The sequence below is a fragment of the Streptomyces sp. NPDC012637 genome, assembly GCF_042954805.1.
Taxonomy (GTDB): Bacteria; Actinomycetota; Actinomycetes; order Streptomycetales; family Streptomycetaceae; genus Streptomyces.
Window position 1 is genome coordinate 530,466 of the sequence record NZ_JBIBDS010000003.1, and the last position, 14,833, is coordinate 545,298.

The 14,833-nt window shown below is 71.7% G+C and carries 13 protein-coding genes; 6 read left to right on the top strand and 7 right to left on the bottom strand.

What is annotated here, in order from left to right; all coding sequences use genetic code 11:
- Positions 1–353: 353 nt before the first annotated feature.
- Both ileS and ACFY8W_RS15465 read right to left on the bottom strand, forming a co-directional pair.
- Complete coding sequence (gene ileS / locus ACFY8W_RS15460; protein ID WP_391104985.1) at positions 354–3,494, bottom strand: isoleucine--tRNA ligase; 3,141 nt, start codon at positions 3,492–3,494, stop codon at positions 354–356.
- Between the two features lie 526 nt (positions 3,495–4,020).
- Complete coding sequence (locus tag ACFY8W_RS15465; RefSeq protein WP_391104987.1) at positions 4,021–4,482, bottom strand: hypothetical protein; 462 nt, start codon at positions 4,480–4,482, stop codon at positions 4,021–4,023.
- A gap of 94 nt (positions 4,483–4,576) precedes the next feature.
- Between ACFY8W_RS15465 and ACFY8W_RS15470 the strand changes: the two genes are divergently transcribed.
- The 4 genes from ACFY8W_RS15470 to ACFY8W_RS15485 all read left to right on the top strand — a co-directional run bounded on the left by ACFY8W_RS15470 (position 4,577) and on the right by ACFY8W_RS15485 (position 7,141).
- The gene (locus ACFY8W_RS15470; RefSeq protein ID WP_391104989.1) at positions 4,577–5,044 is read left to right on the top strand and encodes a TraR/DksA C4-type zinc finger protein; all 468 of its coding nucleotides are present in this window, start codon (positions 4,577–4,579) and stop codon (positions 5,042–5,044) included.
- A gap of 62 nt (positions 5,045–5,106) precedes the next feature.
- The gene (gene lspA / locus ACFY8W_RS15475) at positions 5,107–5,679 is read left to right on the top strand and encodes a signal peptidase II (protein ID WP_391104991.1); all 573 of its coding nucleotides are present in this window, start codon (positions 5,107–5,109) and stop codon (positions 5,677–5,679) included.
- Positions 5,680–5,723: 44 nt separating this feature from the next.
- Positions 5,724–6,665 (top strand): RluA family pseudouridine synthase, encoded by a 942-nt coding sequence (locus ACFY8W_RS15480; RefSeq protein WP_391104993.1) that lies wholly within the window; start codon positions 5,724–5,726, stop codon positions 6,663–6,665.
- Positions 6,662–7,141: a GNAT family N-acetyltransferase gene (locus ACFY8W_RS15485; RefSeq protein WP_391104995.1), complete on the top strand. Its 480-nt coding sequence runs from the start codon at positions 6,662–6,664 to the stop codon at positions 7,139–7,141. Before ACFY8W_RS15480 ends, ACFY8W_RS15485 begins: the two co-directional genes overlap by 4 nt.
- A 161-nt stretch (positions 7,142–7,302) precedes the next feature.
- Here the strand turns inward: ACFY8W_RS15485 and ACFY8W_RS15490 are convergent, their stop codons facing one another.
- The gene (locus ACFY8W_RS15490) at positions 7,303–7,491 is read right to left on the bottom strand and encodes a hypothetical protein (RefSeq protein ID WP_384422996.1); all 189 of its coding nucleotides are present in this window, start codon (positions 7,489–7,491) and stop codon (positions 7,303–7,305) included.
- 111 nt (positions 7,492–7,602) lie between these two features.
- On the opposite strand from ACFY8W_RS15490, the gene ACFY8W_RS15495 reads away from it, so the two are divergent.
- Entirely contained in the window at positions 7,603–9,189 is a 1,587-nt protein-coding gene (locus tag ACFY8W_RS15495; protein WP_391104997.1) for a Na+/H+ antiporter, read from the top strand.
- A gap of 99 nt (positions 9,190–9,288) precedes the next feature.
- The gene (locus ACFY8W_RS15500; RefSeq protein WP_391104999.1) at positions 9,289–9,858 is read left to right on the top strand and encodes a dienelactone hydrolase family protein; all 570 of its coding nucleotides are present in this window, start codon (positions 9,289–9,291) and stop codon (positions 9,856–9,858) included.
- A 73-nt stretch (positions 9,859–9,931) separates the two neighbouring features.
- Here the strand turns inward: ACFY8W_RS15500 and ACFY8W_RS15505 are convergent, their stop codons facing one another.
- From ACFY8W_RS15505 to ACFY8W_RS15520, 4 genes are all read right to left on the bottom strand, one after another.
- Positions 9,932–10,903, bottom strand: coding sequence for a M43 family zinc metalloprotease (locus tag ACFY8W_RS15505; RefSeq protein ID WP_391105001.1), 972 nt, complete (start codon positions 10,901–10,903; stop codon positions 9,932–9,934).
- Between the two features lie 337 nt (positions 10,904–11,240).
- Positions 11,241–12,890 carry an alkaline phosphatase D family protein gene (locus ACFY8W_RS15510; RefSeq protein WP_391105003.1) on the bottom strand — a complete coding sequence of 550 codons (1,650 nt, stop codon included), beginning with the start codon at positions 12,888–12,890 and terminating at the stop codon, positions 11,241–11,243.
- A gap of 250 nt (positions 12,891–13,140) precedes the next feature.
- Positions 13,141–13,956: a thioredoxin domain-containing protein gene (locus ACFY8W_RS15515; protein WP_391105005.1), complete on the bottom strand. Its 816-nt coding sequence runs from the start codon at positions 13,954–13,956 to the stop codon at positions 13,141–13,143.
- 90 nt (positions 13,957–14,046) lie between these two features.
- Positions 14,047–14,787, bottom strand: coding sequence for a hypothetical protein (locus tag ACFY8W_RS15520; protein WP_391105007.1), 741 nt, complete (start codon positions 14,785–14,787; stop codon positions 14,047–14,049).
- Between the last annotated feature and the right edge of the window lie 46 nt (positions 14,788–14,833).

Consider the following 14,833-nt stretch of genomic DNA (forward strand, 5'->3'; position numbering starts at 1 on the left):
CGGCAGTCCTGAAGGGCCGGACCCTGGTGAACACCGGGGCCCGGCCCTTCGGCGTACCTGGACGGGTGGGCGGGGCCGGGGCGGCCTCCGCCTGCGGCTCCGGTGGGCACGCCTGCGGCGCGCCTCTCTTCGCCACCCCGCCCCGCCCGCTCCTTCCCGCCCCTTCCCGAACCGGGGCTCCGCCACGGACCTCCGGGAGGGCGGGCCCCTGGCCTCGGGGCGGCGGGGAGGTCGGGGCGGGGCCCCAGGCGTAGGTGGGCGCCGGCGCTCGCTGCTGGGGTGGCTGCGGGGCGCCGGGCAGACGGCGAAGGCCCGGTACCGAGGTGCTCGGTGCCGGGCCCTTGCCGGGGTGGTTACGCCTTGCGGAGGCGGAAGACGAGGGACAGGGACTCGTCCTCGAAGGCGGCGCCGTACGTGCCGTCGGCCTCGCCCTGCGCGTAGTCCGTGGACAGGACCTCGTCCGCGATCAGGGCCGCGTGGGCCGTGAGGGCCTCCGCCGTCTCCGGCGACGTCGAGGTCCAACGGAGGGCGATGCGGTCCGCGACGTCCAGGCCGCTGTTCTTGCGGGCCTCCTGGATCAGGCGGATCGCGTCACGGGCCAGACCCGCCTTGCGGAGCTCCGGCGTGATCTCCAGGTCCAGGGCGACCGTGGCGCCCGAGTCCGAGGCCACCGACCAGCCTTCCCTCGGGGTCTCCGTGATGATGATCTCCTCGGGGGTCACGGTGATCTGCTCGCCGTTGACCTCCAGCGTCGCCTCGCCGTCGCGCAGCGCCAGCGCCAGCGCCGCCGCGTCCGTCGCCGCCACCGCCTTCGCCACGTCCTGGACGCCCTTGCCGAAGCGCTTGCCCAGCGCCCGGAAGTTCGCCTTCGCCGTCGTGTCGACCAGGCTGCCGCCCACCTCCGACAGGGAGGCGAGCGAGGAGACGTTGAGCTCCTCGGTGATCTGCGCCTGGAGGTCCTCGGACAGATCCGCGAAGCCCGCGGCCGCCACCAGCGCCCGCGAGAGCGGCTGGCGGGTCTTCACGCCCGACTCCGCACGCGTGGCGCGGCCCAGCTCCACCAGGCGGCGGACCAGGAGCATCTGCTCCGAGAGGGGCGGGTCCACGAGGGCGGTGTCCGGCTCCGGCCAGGTCGCCAGGTGGACCGACTCCGGGGCGTCGGGGGTGACCGGGACGATCAGGTCCTGCCAGACCCGCTCCGTGATGAACGGGGTGAGCGGGGCCATCAGGCGCGTGACCGTCTCCACGACCTCGTGCAGGGTGCGCAGGGCCGCCTTGTCGCCCTGCCAGAACCGGCGGCGCGAGCGGCGCACGTACCAGTTGGACAGGTCGTCGACGAAGGCCGACAGGAGCTTGCCGGTGCGCTGGGTGTCGTACGCCTCCATCGCCTCGGTGGCCTCGGTCACCAGCGTGTTCAGCTCGGACAGGAGCCAGCGGTCGAGGACCGTGCGGTCGGCCGGGGCCGGGTCCGCCGCGCTCGGCGCCCAGCCCGACGTACGGGCGTACAGCGCCTGGAAGGCGACCGTGTTCCAGTACGTCAGGAGGGTCTTGCGGACGACCTCCTGGATGGTGCCGTGGCCCACCCGGCGCGCCGCCCACGGCGAGCCGCCGGCCGCCATGAACCAGCGGACCGCGTCGGCGCCGTGCTGGTCCATCAGCGGGATCGGCTGGAGGATGTTGCCCAGGTGCTTGGACATCTTGCGGCCGTCCTCGGCGAGGATGTGGCCGAGGCAGACCACGTTCTCGTACGAGGACTTGTCGAAGACCAGGGTGCCGACGGCCATCAGCGTGTAGAACCAGCCGCGCGTCTGGTCGATCGCCTCGGAGATGAACTGCGCCGGGTAGCGGCTCTCGAACAGCTCCTTGTTCTGGTACGGGTAGCCGTACTGCGCGAACGGCATCGAGCCCGAGTCGTACCAGGCGTCGATGACCTCGGGGACCCGCGTCGCGGTCCTTCCGCAGCCCTCCGCCGGGCAGGCGAAGGTGACGTCGTCGATGTACGGGCGGTGCGGGTCCAGGGCCGACTGGTCCGTGCCCGTCAGCTCCGACAGCTCCGCGCGCGAGCCCACGCACGTCAGGTGGTCGTCCTCGCAGCGCCAGATCGGCAGCGGCGTGCCCCAGTAGCGGTTGCGGGACAGCGCCCAGTCGATGTTGTTGTTCAGCCAGTCGCCGAAGCGGCCGTGCTTGACCGAGTCCGGGAACCAGTTGGTGTTCTCGTTCTCTTCGAGCAGGCGGTCCTTGACCGCGGTGGTGCGGATGTACCAGGACGGCTGCGCGTAGTACAGGAGCGCCGTGTGGCAGCGCCAGCAGTGCGGGTAGCTGTGCTCGTAGGCGATGTGCCTGAAGAGCAGGCCGCGCGCCTCCAGGTCGGCGGTGAGCGCCTCGTCGGCCTTCTTGAAGAAGACGCCGCCGACCAGCGGCACGTCCTCCTCGAAGGTGCCGTCGGGGCGGACCGGGTTCACGACCGGCAGGCCGTAGGCGCGGCAGACCTTGAGGTCGTCCTCACCGAAGGCGGGGGACTGGTGGACCAGACCCGTGCCGTCCTCGGTCGTCACGTACTCGGCGTTGACCACGTAGTGGGCGGTGTCCGGGAACTCCACCAGGTCGAAGGGGCGCTGATACGTCCAGCGCTCCATGTCCTTGCCCGTGAAGGACTCGCCGGTGGTCACCCAGCCCTCGCCGAGCGCCTTCTCGAGGAGCGGCTCGGCGACGACCAGCTTCTCGTCGCCGTCCGTGGCGACCACGTAGGTCACCTCGGGGTGGGCGGCGACCGCCGTGTTGGACACCAGGGTCCACGGCGTGGTCGTCCACACCAGGAGCGCGGCCTTGCCGGCGAGCGGGCCGGAGGTCAGCGGGAAGCGCACGTAGACGGACGGGTCGACGACCGTCTCGTAGCCCTGCGCGAGCTCGTGGTCGGACAGGCCGGTGCCGCAGCGCGGGCACCACGGCGCGACGCGGTGGTCCTGGACGAGGAGGTCCTTGTCGAAGATCTGCTTGAGCGACCACCAGACCGACTCGATGTACGAGGGGTCCATGGTCCGGTAGGCGTCGTCGAGGTCGACCCAGTAGCCCATGCGCGTGGTCAGCTCGGCGAAGGCGTCGGTGTGGCGGGTCACGGACTCGCGGCACTTGGCGTTGAACTCGGCGATGCCGTACGCCTCGATGTCCTTCTTGCCGGAGAAGCCGAGCTCCTTCTCGACGGCGAGCTCCACGGGCAGGCCGTGGCAGTCCCAGCCGGCCTTGCGGGCGACGTGGTAGCCGCGCATGGTCCGGAAGCGGGGGAAGACGTCCTTGAAGACGCGGGCCTCGATGTGGTGGGCGCCGGGCATGCCGTTGGCGGTCGGCGGGCCCTCGTAGAACACCCACTCCGGGCGTCCCTCGGACTGCTCCAGGGTCTTGGCGAAGACCTTGTTCTCGCGCCAGAAGTCGAGCACGGCGTGCTCGAGCGCGGGCAGGTCTACCTGGGCGGGTACCTGGCGGTACTGCGAAGACATCGATCTTCCTCCGGCGGATGTGCCTCGTTCCGTCCGGAGGGACGAGAGCACTGCTCCCGCGGTACCACCCTCCTTGGCCCCGGGCACGGATGCCCTGAGCCCCCTCATTGGGGTCGCGACACCGGTTCTACTCGTCACGGCCGAATCGACGACCGCGGCTTTCTTCCGGCAGCTCCGGGGTGATGCTTCACATCGGGCTCGCCCCCGGGCTCGCACCGTCCCCGGGTCGCTCATGGCTGCGTACGACGCTACTCGTCCCCATCCAAGCCTTTCGCTCAGGCCAGTGTACGGGCCCCCGGCGGGGTCGGCCGACCGCTTTTCCGGTGACCCGAATGGCCACACGGCACCGCGCGGACTTCGGCTGCGGCCAAGTGGGGGAGGTGCGGCGCGGATAACCCGCCGGGGAGCTGGGCACAACCGATGCAGACTCGCCCCGCAGGGCGCCGGAGCGGGTGGAATGGGCGGCGTGCCCCGTTGCCGCGGGCCTTGGGCCGATTTATCGTCCCAGCACGATTCGCGAGCAAGATCACAAAATGTGAAGGGGCCGCGACATGGTGGCGAAGAAGACCGCCGCGAGGAAGACGACGGCCACGAAATCCACGGCCGCGAAGGCACCGGCCGCGAAGACGACCGCGCCCGCGAAGACGACCGCGCCCGCGAAGAAGGCGGCGAAGGCACCCGCCAAGAAGGCACACGCCAACAATTCATCCGCCAAGAAGGCGCCGGGCAGGAAAGCGCCGGCCAGGAAGGCACCCGCCGGGAAGACACCCGTGCCCGCCGCCGATCCGGCGGACACGTCGGCCCTCACCGCCGCGGCCCCCGCCACGAAGACGGCCGCGAAGAAGACGGCCGCGAAGAAGGCGACGGCGAAGAAGACGGCAGGCGGGACGACGACCGCCAAGAAGACGGCCACCACGCGCACGGCCACCAGGAAGACCGCCGCCACGAAGACGGCGGAGAAGAAGACGGCCGCCACGAAGACGGCCACCGAACAGTCCGCCGACAAGACGGCGGAGCCATCAGAGACGGCGGCCCCGGCCGGTGGGGCCGCCCCGAAGAACCGGAAGACAGGAGCCAGGACGGTGGCAGCGAAGAAGACCGCGGTTGGCGTCACGACGGCCGGGAGCGAGGCCGCGGTGCCTCCGGCCCGTACCGGTGAGCTCGCCGTACGGCCCGGGGAGGATCCCTGGACCCCTGAGGAGGTCACCGAGGCCCGCAACGAGCTCCAGGCGGAGGTGCTGCGGCTGCGCAGCGAGCTGGCGCACTCCCGGGAGGAGCTGACCGGTCTGATGCGCGATTCCGGCGACGGTGCCGGTGACGACCAGGCCGACACCGGCACCAAGAACATCACGCGGGAGCACGAGCTCGCCCTGGCGGCCAACGCCCGCGAGATGCTGGAGCAGACCGAGCACGCCCTGGAGCGGCTCGACGCGGGCACGTACGGCCTGTGCGAGGTCTGCGGGAAGCCCATCGGCAAGGCCAGGATGCAGGCCTTCCCGCGCGCCACCCTCTGCGTGGAGGACAAGCAGAAGCAGGAGCGCCGGGGCTGACGCCGCCCGACGGGTGTGACGTACCCTCGGTGCACATCAGGCACCTAGGTTGAGGGACTCACGTGGCAGAGGCGGAGAGCGTCATCGGTACGCCGGATTCAGCAGGAGCCGACGAGGCGGCCGCTCCCGAGGAGCGGCCGCAGCCGAAGGGGAAGCGGAAGATCGCCGCGCTGTTCGTGGTGGCCCTGCTGGCCTACGCCCTCGACCTGGGCAGCAAGATGATCGTGGTGGCGAAGCTGGAGGGCCACGAGCCGATCAGGGTGATCGGCGACCTGCTCCGCTTCGAGGCCGTCCGCAACCCCGGCGCCGCCTTCGGCATGGGCGAGGCCTTCACGATCATCTTCACCTGCATCGCGGCCGCGGTCATCGTGGTGATCATCCGGCTGGCCCGCAAGCTCTACAGCCTGCCCTGGGCGATCGCGCTCGGCCTGCTGCTCGGCGGCGCGCTGGGCAACCTGACGGACCGGATCTTCCGCTCGCCCGGCGTCTTCGAGGGCGCGGTCGTGGACTTCATCGCGCCGGCCCACTTCGCCGTCTTCAACCTGGCCGACTCGGCGATCGTGTGCGGCGGCATCCTGATCGTCCTGCTGTCGTTCCGGGGCCTGGACCCCGACGGCACCGTCCACAAGGACTGAGCGCGGCGGACCGGGCACTCGCCGCACAAGGCATACTCGTACGGGTGAGCACGAGTCCCGAGATCCGCACGCTGCCCGTTCCCGACGGCCTGGAGGGCGAGCGCGTCGACGCCGCCATCGCCCGCATGTTCGGGTTCTCCCGTACGAAGGCGGCCGAGCTGGCCGCCGCAGGCAAGGTCCAGGTCGACGGTTCCGTCGTCGGCAAGTCCGAGCGGGTCAGCGGCGGCGCGTGGCTCGAGGTCGAGATGCCCGGCGCGCCCGCCCCGGTGCAGGTGGTGGCCGAGCCCGTGGAGGGCATGGAGATCGTCCACGACGACGACGACATCGTCGTGATCATGAAGCCGGTCGGCGTGGCCGCCCACCCCAGCCCCGGCTGGACCGGCACCACCGTGATCGGCGGCCTGGCCGCCGCCGGCTACCGGATCTCCACCTCCGGCGCCGCCGAGCGCCAGGGCATCGTGCACCGCCTCGACGTCGGCACCTCCGGTCTGATGGTGGTCGCGAAGTCGGAGTACGCGTACACGTCGCTGAAGCGCCAGTTCAAGGAGCGCACGGTCGACAAGCGCTACCACGCCCTGGTGCAGGGCCACCCGGACCCGCTGAGCGGCACCATCGACGCGCCGATCGGCCGGCACCCGAACCACGACTACAAGTGGGCCGTGACCGCCGAGGGCAAGCCGTCCGTGACGCACTACGACCTGATCGAGGCCTACCGCGCGGCCTCGCTGCTCGACATCAAGCTGGAGACGGGCCGCACCCACCAGATCCGGGTGCACATGTCCGCCCACCGTCACCCGTGCGTCGGCGACCTCACGTACGGCGCCGACCCGACCATGGCCAAGCGCCTCGGCCTGACCCGCCAGTGGCTGCACGCCGTACGCCTCGGCTTCGAGCACCCCGGGGACGGGCAGTGGGTCGAGTTCGCGAGCACCTACCCGGCGGACCTCGAGACCGCCCTCGGCAGGATCGCCGCGGAGAGCCGGTGAGCGCCCCGGAGCCGGCTCCGTACGACGTCCGGGAGGCCGTGGGCAACGACGACCGCGACGCGTGCTTCGCGGTCCGCCGTGAGGTCTTCGTGGTCGAGCAGGGCGTGCCGCAGGAGCTCGAGTACGACGCGTACGACGAGACCGCCGTGCACGTGCTGGCGGTCCGCGCGGACGGTGTGCCGCTGGGCACCGGGCGGCTCCTCCTCGGGGCGGACGCGGTCGGCAAGACCGGCGGCGACGCGTCGGTGGGCTCGCTCGGGCGGCTCGCGGTGGCCGAGGCCGCCCGTGGCCTCGGGGTGGGCGCGGCACTGGTGCGGGGCATCGAGGCAGCGGCCCGTGAGCGCGGGCTGAGCGCCGTCGACCTGCACGCGCAGACGCACGCCCTCGGCTTCTACGAGCGGCTGGGGTACGTGGCCTACGGTCCCGAGTTCGCGGACGCGGGGATGCCGCACCGGGCGATGCGGCGGACGCTGTAGGCGTCGGAAGAGCCGCCGCGCGGGCATGAGGAGCGTGGTGCGGGCGGAAGAGCCGCCGTGCCGGCACAGGGTTCCGGCATAGAGGAGGGCCTGCGGGGAACAGGCCCTGTGTGACGCCGGGGACGGTGTTCTCGCCCCGGGCTCGCTGATCGTGGTGTCGGCTACTTCCAGGTGTGGCAGCCGTGCGGACGCTCGTCCGCGGGTCCGGTGCACTGGCCGCTCTGGCCGCCGCCGTTTCCGCCGTTGGTGGGCGGGTGCGGGGTCGCCAGCGCGGCCGAGCCGGCGCCGAGAACGCCGGTGATGGCCAGTACGAGAGCGGCCGTGCCGCGCCCTATGCGCTTCATCTGCATGACATCCTCCTGACGAGTTGGCGGAATGTCCCTTTTATGCTATGTCTCTCCGGTTCGCCTGGCAGGGTGAGAAGGTGATCACCGACCTGCCGTGAGGCCGAAAGGGACGTCTTGGACCAGCTCGCCCTGCTGTTCTTGCTGCTGCTCGGCGCCGTGCTCACGGTCCCCCTCGGGGACCGGCTCGGGCTGCCGGCCCCCGTCCTGATGACCCTCGTCGGGATCGTGCTGGCCTTCCTGCCCTTCGTGCCGAACGTCGACATCCCGCCCGAGTTCATCCTTCCGCTGGTCCTGCCGCCGCTGCTCTACGCGTCGGTGCAGCGCACCTCCTGGCGGCAGTTCGCGGCCAACAGACGGCCGATCTTCCTGCTCGCGGTGGCCCTGGTGTTCGTCACGACGGCCGCCGTCGGCGCCGTCGCGGACGCCCTGGTGCCCGGGATCCCGCTGGCCGCCGCGCTGGCCCTCGGCGCGCTGGTCGCGCCGCCCGACCCGGTCGCGGCGACCGCGGTGGCCGGCTCGCTCGGCCTGCCCCGGCGGCTCGTGTCGATCCTGGAGGGCGAGGGCCTGTTCAACGACGTCACCGCGATCGTGCTCTACCACGTGGCGATCACCGCGGTGGTCAGCGGCCGCTTCTCGTGGCCCGAGGCGCTGGGCGAGCTGGTCCTGTCGGCCGTCGTCGCGGTCGCCGTGGGGCTCGCCCTCGGCTGGGCCGCCAACAAGCTGATGGGCTTCCTCGGCGACGCCACCCTGCAGACCGGGCTCACCCTCCTCGTGCCCTTCGTCTCCTACGTCCTGGCCGAGGAGCTGCACGGCTCCGGCGTGCTCGCCGTGCTCCTGACGGCGCTCTTCCTGGCCGAGCACGCGGCCGACGCCGACGACGTGATGGGGCGGCTGGCCGGCCAGACCTTCTGGGAGGTCGTCGACACCCTGGTCACCGGCATCGCCTTCGGCCTGATCGGTCTGGAGCTCGTCCATGTCTTCGGCGTGGCCGAGGGGCGCGGGGCGCAGATGCTCGGGTGGGGCCTGGCCGTGGTCGGGGTGGTGGTCGGGGTGCGCTTGCTGTGGCTGCTGCCGGCCACGTGGCTGGCGCAGCGGATGCACGACCGCCGGGACGTCGCCGAGGAGATCCCGATGAGCTGGCGGGAGACCGTCGTCATGTGGTGGTCCGGGATGCGCGGGGTGGCCTCGGTGGCGCTCGCGCTCGCCATCCCGCTCCGTACGGACGACGGCTCGCCCTTCCCCGGCCGGGACGAGCTGGTCTTCATCGCCTTCTGCGTGATCATCGCGACCCTGGTGGTGCAGGGCCTCACGCTGCCCTGGCTGGTGCGCACGCTCGGTGTGAAGGCGGACACGGACGCCGAGCGGGCCTTCGAGCGGGATCTGGCGATCCGGGCGGCGAAGGCGGCCAAGCACCGGCTGAAGGAGATCGAGGAGCTGGAGGAGCTGCCCGAGGAGGTGGCCGAAAGGCTGCAGCGCGGGGCCTACGACATCGGGGCGCGGATCAGCCCGGACATGGTGGACGAGGAGCGGCGGGCGGCGTTCTCGCAGCGGGTGGAGCGGCTGAGGTCGGTGCAGCGGATCCAGAAGGAGATGATGTCGGCGGCCCGGCACGCGGTGCTCTCAGCGCGCAGCGAGCCGGGAGCGGACCCGGAGGTGGTGGACCGCGTGCTGCGGCAGCTGGACGTGCGCAGCATGCGCTGAGGCGCCGCCGGGCCGTTCCCGCACAGCGCGCCGGCCCGGCGGGGCGGGACGGTCGGCGGGCGGCCGGGGCGTCGGGCCGCGGGTGGCAGGATGGGGCGCATGGACATCATGCTCTTCCACTCCGTCTACGGACTGACCCCTTCCGTCGAGGCCGCCGCCGAGCGCCTCCGCGCCGCCGGGCACCAGGTGTGGACGCCCGACCTCTTCGACGGCCGGACGGTGGGGACCGTGGAGGAGGGCATGGAACTCCGGGACGGGATCGGCAAGGACGAGCTGCTGAAGCGGGCCGTCCTCGCGACGGCGCCCTACTCGGAGCGGGGCCTGGTGTACATGGGCCTCTCCTTCGGTGCCTCGGTGGCGCAGACGCTGGCGCTCGGCGACGAGAAGGCGCGCGGCCTGCTGCTGTTCCACGGGACCTCGGACATCGCCGAGTCGGCCTCGGTGGACGAGCTTCCGGTGCAGCTCCACGTGGCCGAGCCGGACCCGTTCGAGACGGACGACTGGCTGTCGGCGTGGTACCTGCAGATGCGCAGGGCGGGCGCGGACGTGGAGGTCTACCGCTACCGCGGCGCCGGCCACCTGTACACCGACCCGGAGCTGCCGGACTACGACGCGGAGGCGGCGGAGCGGACCTGGGCGGTGGCGCTGTCGTTCCTGGACAGCCTGTAGGCCCGTACGGGAAAAGGGGCGTGGCCCCCGGGGAGCGGTTCCCCGGGGGCCACGTCTGTGTCCGGACGGTCCGTCAGGCGCGGTACGCGGTCCAGGCGTCGTTCATGCGGGCCACCTGGCCGGCGGTGAACTGGTACATGCAGGAGTCGTACGTGTAGTCCATGAAGTTGTGGATCGGGTCCACACCGGTCTTGGACGCGCACGAGTCACGGCCGGTCGGGCACTGGTAGGCAGCGCTCTTCTCGGCCGGGGTGTCGGCGACGTAGTCGCCGTTGCCGTTGCAGCCGCCCTGGAAGGTGTGGTAGAGGCCCAGCCAGTGGCCGACCTCGTGGGTCGCGGTGTCGCCCTCGTTGTAGTTGGCGGCGGAGCCACCGGGCAGCGAGGTGTCGAGGACGACGACACCGTCCATCGACGGGTTGGACTGGTAGGAGGACGGGAAGGTCGCCCAGCCGAGCAGGCCGCCGCTGAGGTTGGCGGTGTAGAAGTTCAGCGCGTTGGCGCCGCCCTTGCGCAGGGTCTGCTTCATCTGCTTCTCGGCGGTGGAGCCGGAGGCCAGGTTGTACCAGCTGGCGTTGTCCGTGTAGTCGGTTCCGGCCAGGGTGAACTGGAAGCCCGAGTTCACGTTGCCGGTGCCCTGGCCGCCGTAGGCGGCGTTGAGGACGGCGAGCTGGTTGTTGATGTCGGTCGCGCTGAGCTTGCCCGTCGTGCCGCTGTGGACGACGTGGAAGTAGACGGGGATCGAGACCGCGGTGGCGCCGAGGGCGCCGGAGGCGTCGGCACGGCCGGACAGGCGGGCCTCGGCGACTCTCTTCTTCAGGTCCGCGTCCATGGCCTTGGCCTGGTCGGCGGTGACCTCGTTGGGCTCGGCCTTGTGGGCGTCACCCTTGGCCTTGCGCGCGCCGGACAGGGCGGCGGTGCCGTCCTCGCACTTCTCGGCGGAGGCGCCGGCCAGGGTGGCGGTCGACGGGGCGGCCGCCGGGGCGGACAGCGGGGCCAGGGCCAGGGTTCCGGCCATGACGGCGGTGCCGAGCATACGACGTGACATACGCGGGGATATACGGGCAAGAGCACGCACGGGTGACTCCTCGTGGGGGTTGGGGAGAGGTACTTCCTCGCCACCGCCGGGGAGATTACGCGTCCATGTCATATGTCGTTGAGGATTGATCAAGCCCAATCATTCGTCGGGCAAATCGGATCATCGGGAAGAAAAACTTGCGCCGCTTCCGGAGTTTGAGACGTGGACGTAACAGAAGAGACGCCGAAGGCGGGTGGTGTGTCCGGATTCGATCCTCCGAACTCACCACCCGCCGTAGTGATGTGATCTTCCGTTAACACGAAAGATCATGGCTGAAAATCGCCGTAGCGATGTCCAGTGGTCTCCGTCAGCGCACCGGCTGGTACACCCGCTCGACACGCTGCGTTCCGGTCAGCGTGCGATACGAACGCGCCCAGGCCGCCGTCGCGTCCCGGTCCGACCGGTCGGAGACCGTGTAGTAGTCCATCTGCGAACGCTCGGCGGTCACGTCGAGCACGCCGTACCCGTGGTGGTCCATGTCCACCCACTTCACATGGCGGTTGGCGGCCTTGATCGCGCCCGCGGCCACCACCGAGAGCGTGCCCGGCGCCACGTGCAGCAGGTCGTCGAGGTTGTCCGAGGTCACCGAGGTCACCACGAACTCCGTCGCCGCCGAGCCCGACAGCGGATAGGTCGAGGCCTTCACCGGCACGTCGTTGGCCCAGGCCATGTGGATGTCACCGGTCAGGAAGACCGTGTTGCGGATGCCCCGGTCCGTCAGGTGCTTCAGGAGCTCCTTGCGGTCGTCCGTGTAGCCGTCCCACTGGTCGACGTTGATCGCCAGACCCTCCTGCGGCAGCCCGAGCAACTCGGCCAGCGGGCCGAGCAGGTCGGCCGGCAGCGCGCCGAAGGCCACCGGCGAGATCATCACGGACGTGCCCACCAGCTGCCAGGTCGCGTCCGAGGCCGAAAGGCCGGACTTCAGCCAGTCCAGCTGTGCCCGCCCGGTGATCGAGCGCTCCGGGTCGTCCACCTTGCCGCTGCCCACGCCCGCCTGCTGCGAGCGGAAGGAGCGGAGGTCGAGCAGATGCAGATCGGCCAGGCGGCCGAAGCGCAGCCGCCGGTAGACCGTGCCCTCGGTGGAGGCGCGCACGGGCATCCACTCGAAGTACGCCCGCTTGGCCGCCGCGACCCGGTCCGCCCAGGCGCCCTCGGTCCCGGGCGTGTGGTTCTCGGCCCCGCCCGACCAGGCGTCGTTGGCGAACTCGTGGTCGTCCCAGATCGCCACGACCGGGTGCGCCGCGTGCAGTGCCTGGAGGTCGGCGTCCGACTTGTAGGTGGCGTGCCGCAGCCGGTAGTCGGCGAGCGAGACGATCTCGTGCGCCGGCTGGTGCTGCCGGACGGTGTACTCGGCCTCGGGGTAGGAGCCGGTGCCGTACTCGTAGATGTAGTCGCCGAGATGGAGGATCGCGTCCAGGTCGGTCCGGGTGGCCAGGTGGCGGTACGCGGAGAAGTACCCGGCCTCCCAGTTGGCGCAGGACACCACGCCGAAGCGGACTCCCGGCGCGGCCGCGTCGGCGGCGGGCGCGGTACGGGTGCGGCCGACGGGGGAGACGGTCCCGCCCGCGGTGAAGCGGAACCAGTAGGCCGTGGCGGGCCGCAGGCCCCGGACGTCCACCTTCACGGTGTGGTCGGAGGCGGCGCCGGCGACGGCGGTGCCGCTCGTCACCGTACGGGCGAAGTCGCGGTCCTCGGCCAGCTCCCAGCCGACCGTGACGTCAGGGCCCCGGCCGGAACCGGGCAGGGCGTCGGGAGTGGGGGTGACGCGCGTCCAGAGGAGGACGCCGTCGGGCAGCGGGTCGCCGGAGGCGACACCGTGCAGGAAGGAGGGCGCCCCGGCATCGGCGAGTGCGGGCGAGGCGGCGGCCACCAGCGCAGGCGCGGCGACGGCCGTCACGGCGGCGGCCTTCACCACGGTGCGGCGGCTGGGGGCGGATATGTGGTTACGACTGGTCACGGGCCGTCAGATTACCGACTGGTAGGGCGAACTGGCAGACCTCTGCGCAAATGTTCGCCCACTCTTCCCGGACCGTTCCTCCCGGCCCGCACCGGACCGCCTGGTCAGGCGTCCCTCAGGCCTCCGTCAGGCGCACGTCGGACACGCGTCGGACACCCGTCGACACCCGTCGGACGCCCGTCCGAGGTACGGGAAAGCCCCCGGAGCAGTGAACTCCAGGGGCTACCGGGGCCGTTCGGGTGCGCGGGCGTCAGCCCTTCAGGACCTTCCCGAGCGCCGCGTTGAACTGCTCCACCGTCAGCGGCGGGTTGTCGCTGCCCTCGGCCGTCAGCGTCTTGTCGCCCATCTTCAGCGTCGGCGTGCCGCGCACCCCGCTCTCGTCGAAGGCCTTGGACATCTTCATCGCCCAGGCGTCGAAGGTGCCGTTCTCGACGTTCTTCCTGAACTCCGCGTTGCCCTTCAGCACCGGGACGGAGTCGGCCACCTCCAGCAGGTAGGAGTCCTTGGCGAACTTGTCCTGGCTCTCCTCGGGGTGGAACTTCGTCGAGTACAGCGCCGCCTTGTACTTCAGGAAGGCCTCCGGGCTCACGTCCAGGGCCGCGCCCAGCGCGGACAGGGCGTTCTTGGAGCCCTCGCCCTGGTCGGCGTTGTCGATGAAGGTCGCGCCCACGTACTTGAGCTTGTACTTGCCGTCGGCGACGTCCTTCTCGACGGTGGCGCCCACGCTCTGCTCGAAGGTCGCGCACACCGGGCAGCGGGAGTCCTCGTAGATCTCCAGCGTCTGCTTGGCCTCCGGCTTGCCGAGGACCACGGTCGTGCCGTCCGTGCCCTCGGTGTTCTTCGGCGCCGTGACGTTCTTCGCGTCGGCGGCGGTCTCCCAGGCGCCGGGCTTGCTCGCCTGGACGACCGCGTAGCCGATGCCGCCGGCGATCGCGAGGATGCCGAGCGCCGATCCGGCGACGATCACCTGGCGGCGGGCCTTCTCCTTCTTGGCCTGCTTCTCGCGCTCGATCCGCAGCCGCTCGCGGGCGGCCGCCTTGTTTGCCTGGCTGTTGCGCTTGCTCATGGTCCTGCACTCCGTGACGGGGAGAAGAAAAGGGAGAAAGGGAGGGAAGGCGCGCACTGCCCGCCGCGTGCCGCCCGTCGAGCGGGTCGCTCAGACGAGGGCGGGCACGAGCGCGGGTACGGGCGCGCCGGCCGGAGCCGTACGCCCCGGGCGCGCGCTGCGAGGCGGTCCCCGCCGCCCCACGGAATGCGCGAAGAGCCGGGTGCGGGACCGGCGCGGCCGGTCCACGGGGTGCCCGGCGCGCCGCGGGCGGGCCCCGGCGGCGCGGAAGAAGGCCGCCGCCACGAGCAGCGGCCGGAAGGCGAAGGCCACGGCCGCCCGCAGCAGCCGGGCGAGGGCCCGCTCGCCGCCGCGCAGCCAGGAGGCCGCGCCCAGTCCGACCGCCACGTGGGCGGCGAGCAGCAGCCAGGGCACGGCGGGATCGGGCGAGCTCAGGAGGGCCGCGGCCGTACCGGTCCCGGGAGCCGCCACGCCCGGCAGCGGGCCGCCGACGGCGCCGCCGCACAGCGCGTCCACGTCGAAGCCGACCGCGCGCAGCGAACCGGCGACCGGTCCGCCGGCGGGCCCGTAACAGGCGGCCTGCCCGCTGGTGAAGAGCGTGTCGGCGGCCAGTTCGAGCGGGACGAGGAGCCCGGCGATGGGACCGAAGCCGCGCTCGCGGCCGGCCAGGGCGAACGCCGCCGCGAAGACGGCCGCGGCGACCGGGACGACCGCACCGAGCGGCAGCGGCACCCCGGAGAGCAGGACGTGCGAGGCCACGGACAGCGTCACGACCAGTGCCGTGAAGAACGCCGCCCGGAGGGCTCTCATCTGGATTCCTGCCATGTTCATCGCCGTGGAAGTGTGCCATGCCCGGCCGTAAGGCGTCCCTAAGGCC

Bases quoted from the DNA above. Each gene is read 5' to 3' on its own strand.
- ACFY8W_RS15500 (WP_391104999.1), top strand. From the start codon at position 9,289: ATGGACATCATGCTCTTCCACTCCGTCTACGGACTGACCCCTTCCGTC.
- ileS (WP_391104985.1), bottom strand. From the start codon at position 3,494: ATGTCTTCGCAGTACCGCCAGGTACCCGCCCAGGTAGACCTGCCCGCG.
- ACFY8W_RS15520 (WP_391105007.1), bottom strand. From the start codon at position 14,787: ATGAACATGGCAGGAATCCAGATGAGAGCCCTCCGGGCGGCGTTCTTC.
- ACFY8W_RS15515 (WP_391105005.1), bottom strand. From the start codon at position 13,956: ATGAGCAAGCGCAACAGCCAGGCAAACAAGGCGGCCGCCCGCGAGCGG.
- ACFY8W_RS15505 (WP_391105001.1), bottom strand. From the start codon at position 10,903: ATGTCACGTCGTATGCTCGGCACCGCCGTCATGGCCGGAACCCTGGCC.
- ACFY8W_RS15490 (WP_384422996.1), bottom strand. From the start codon at position 7,491: ATGCAGATGAAGCGCATAGGGCGCGGCACGGCCGCTCTCGTACTGGCC.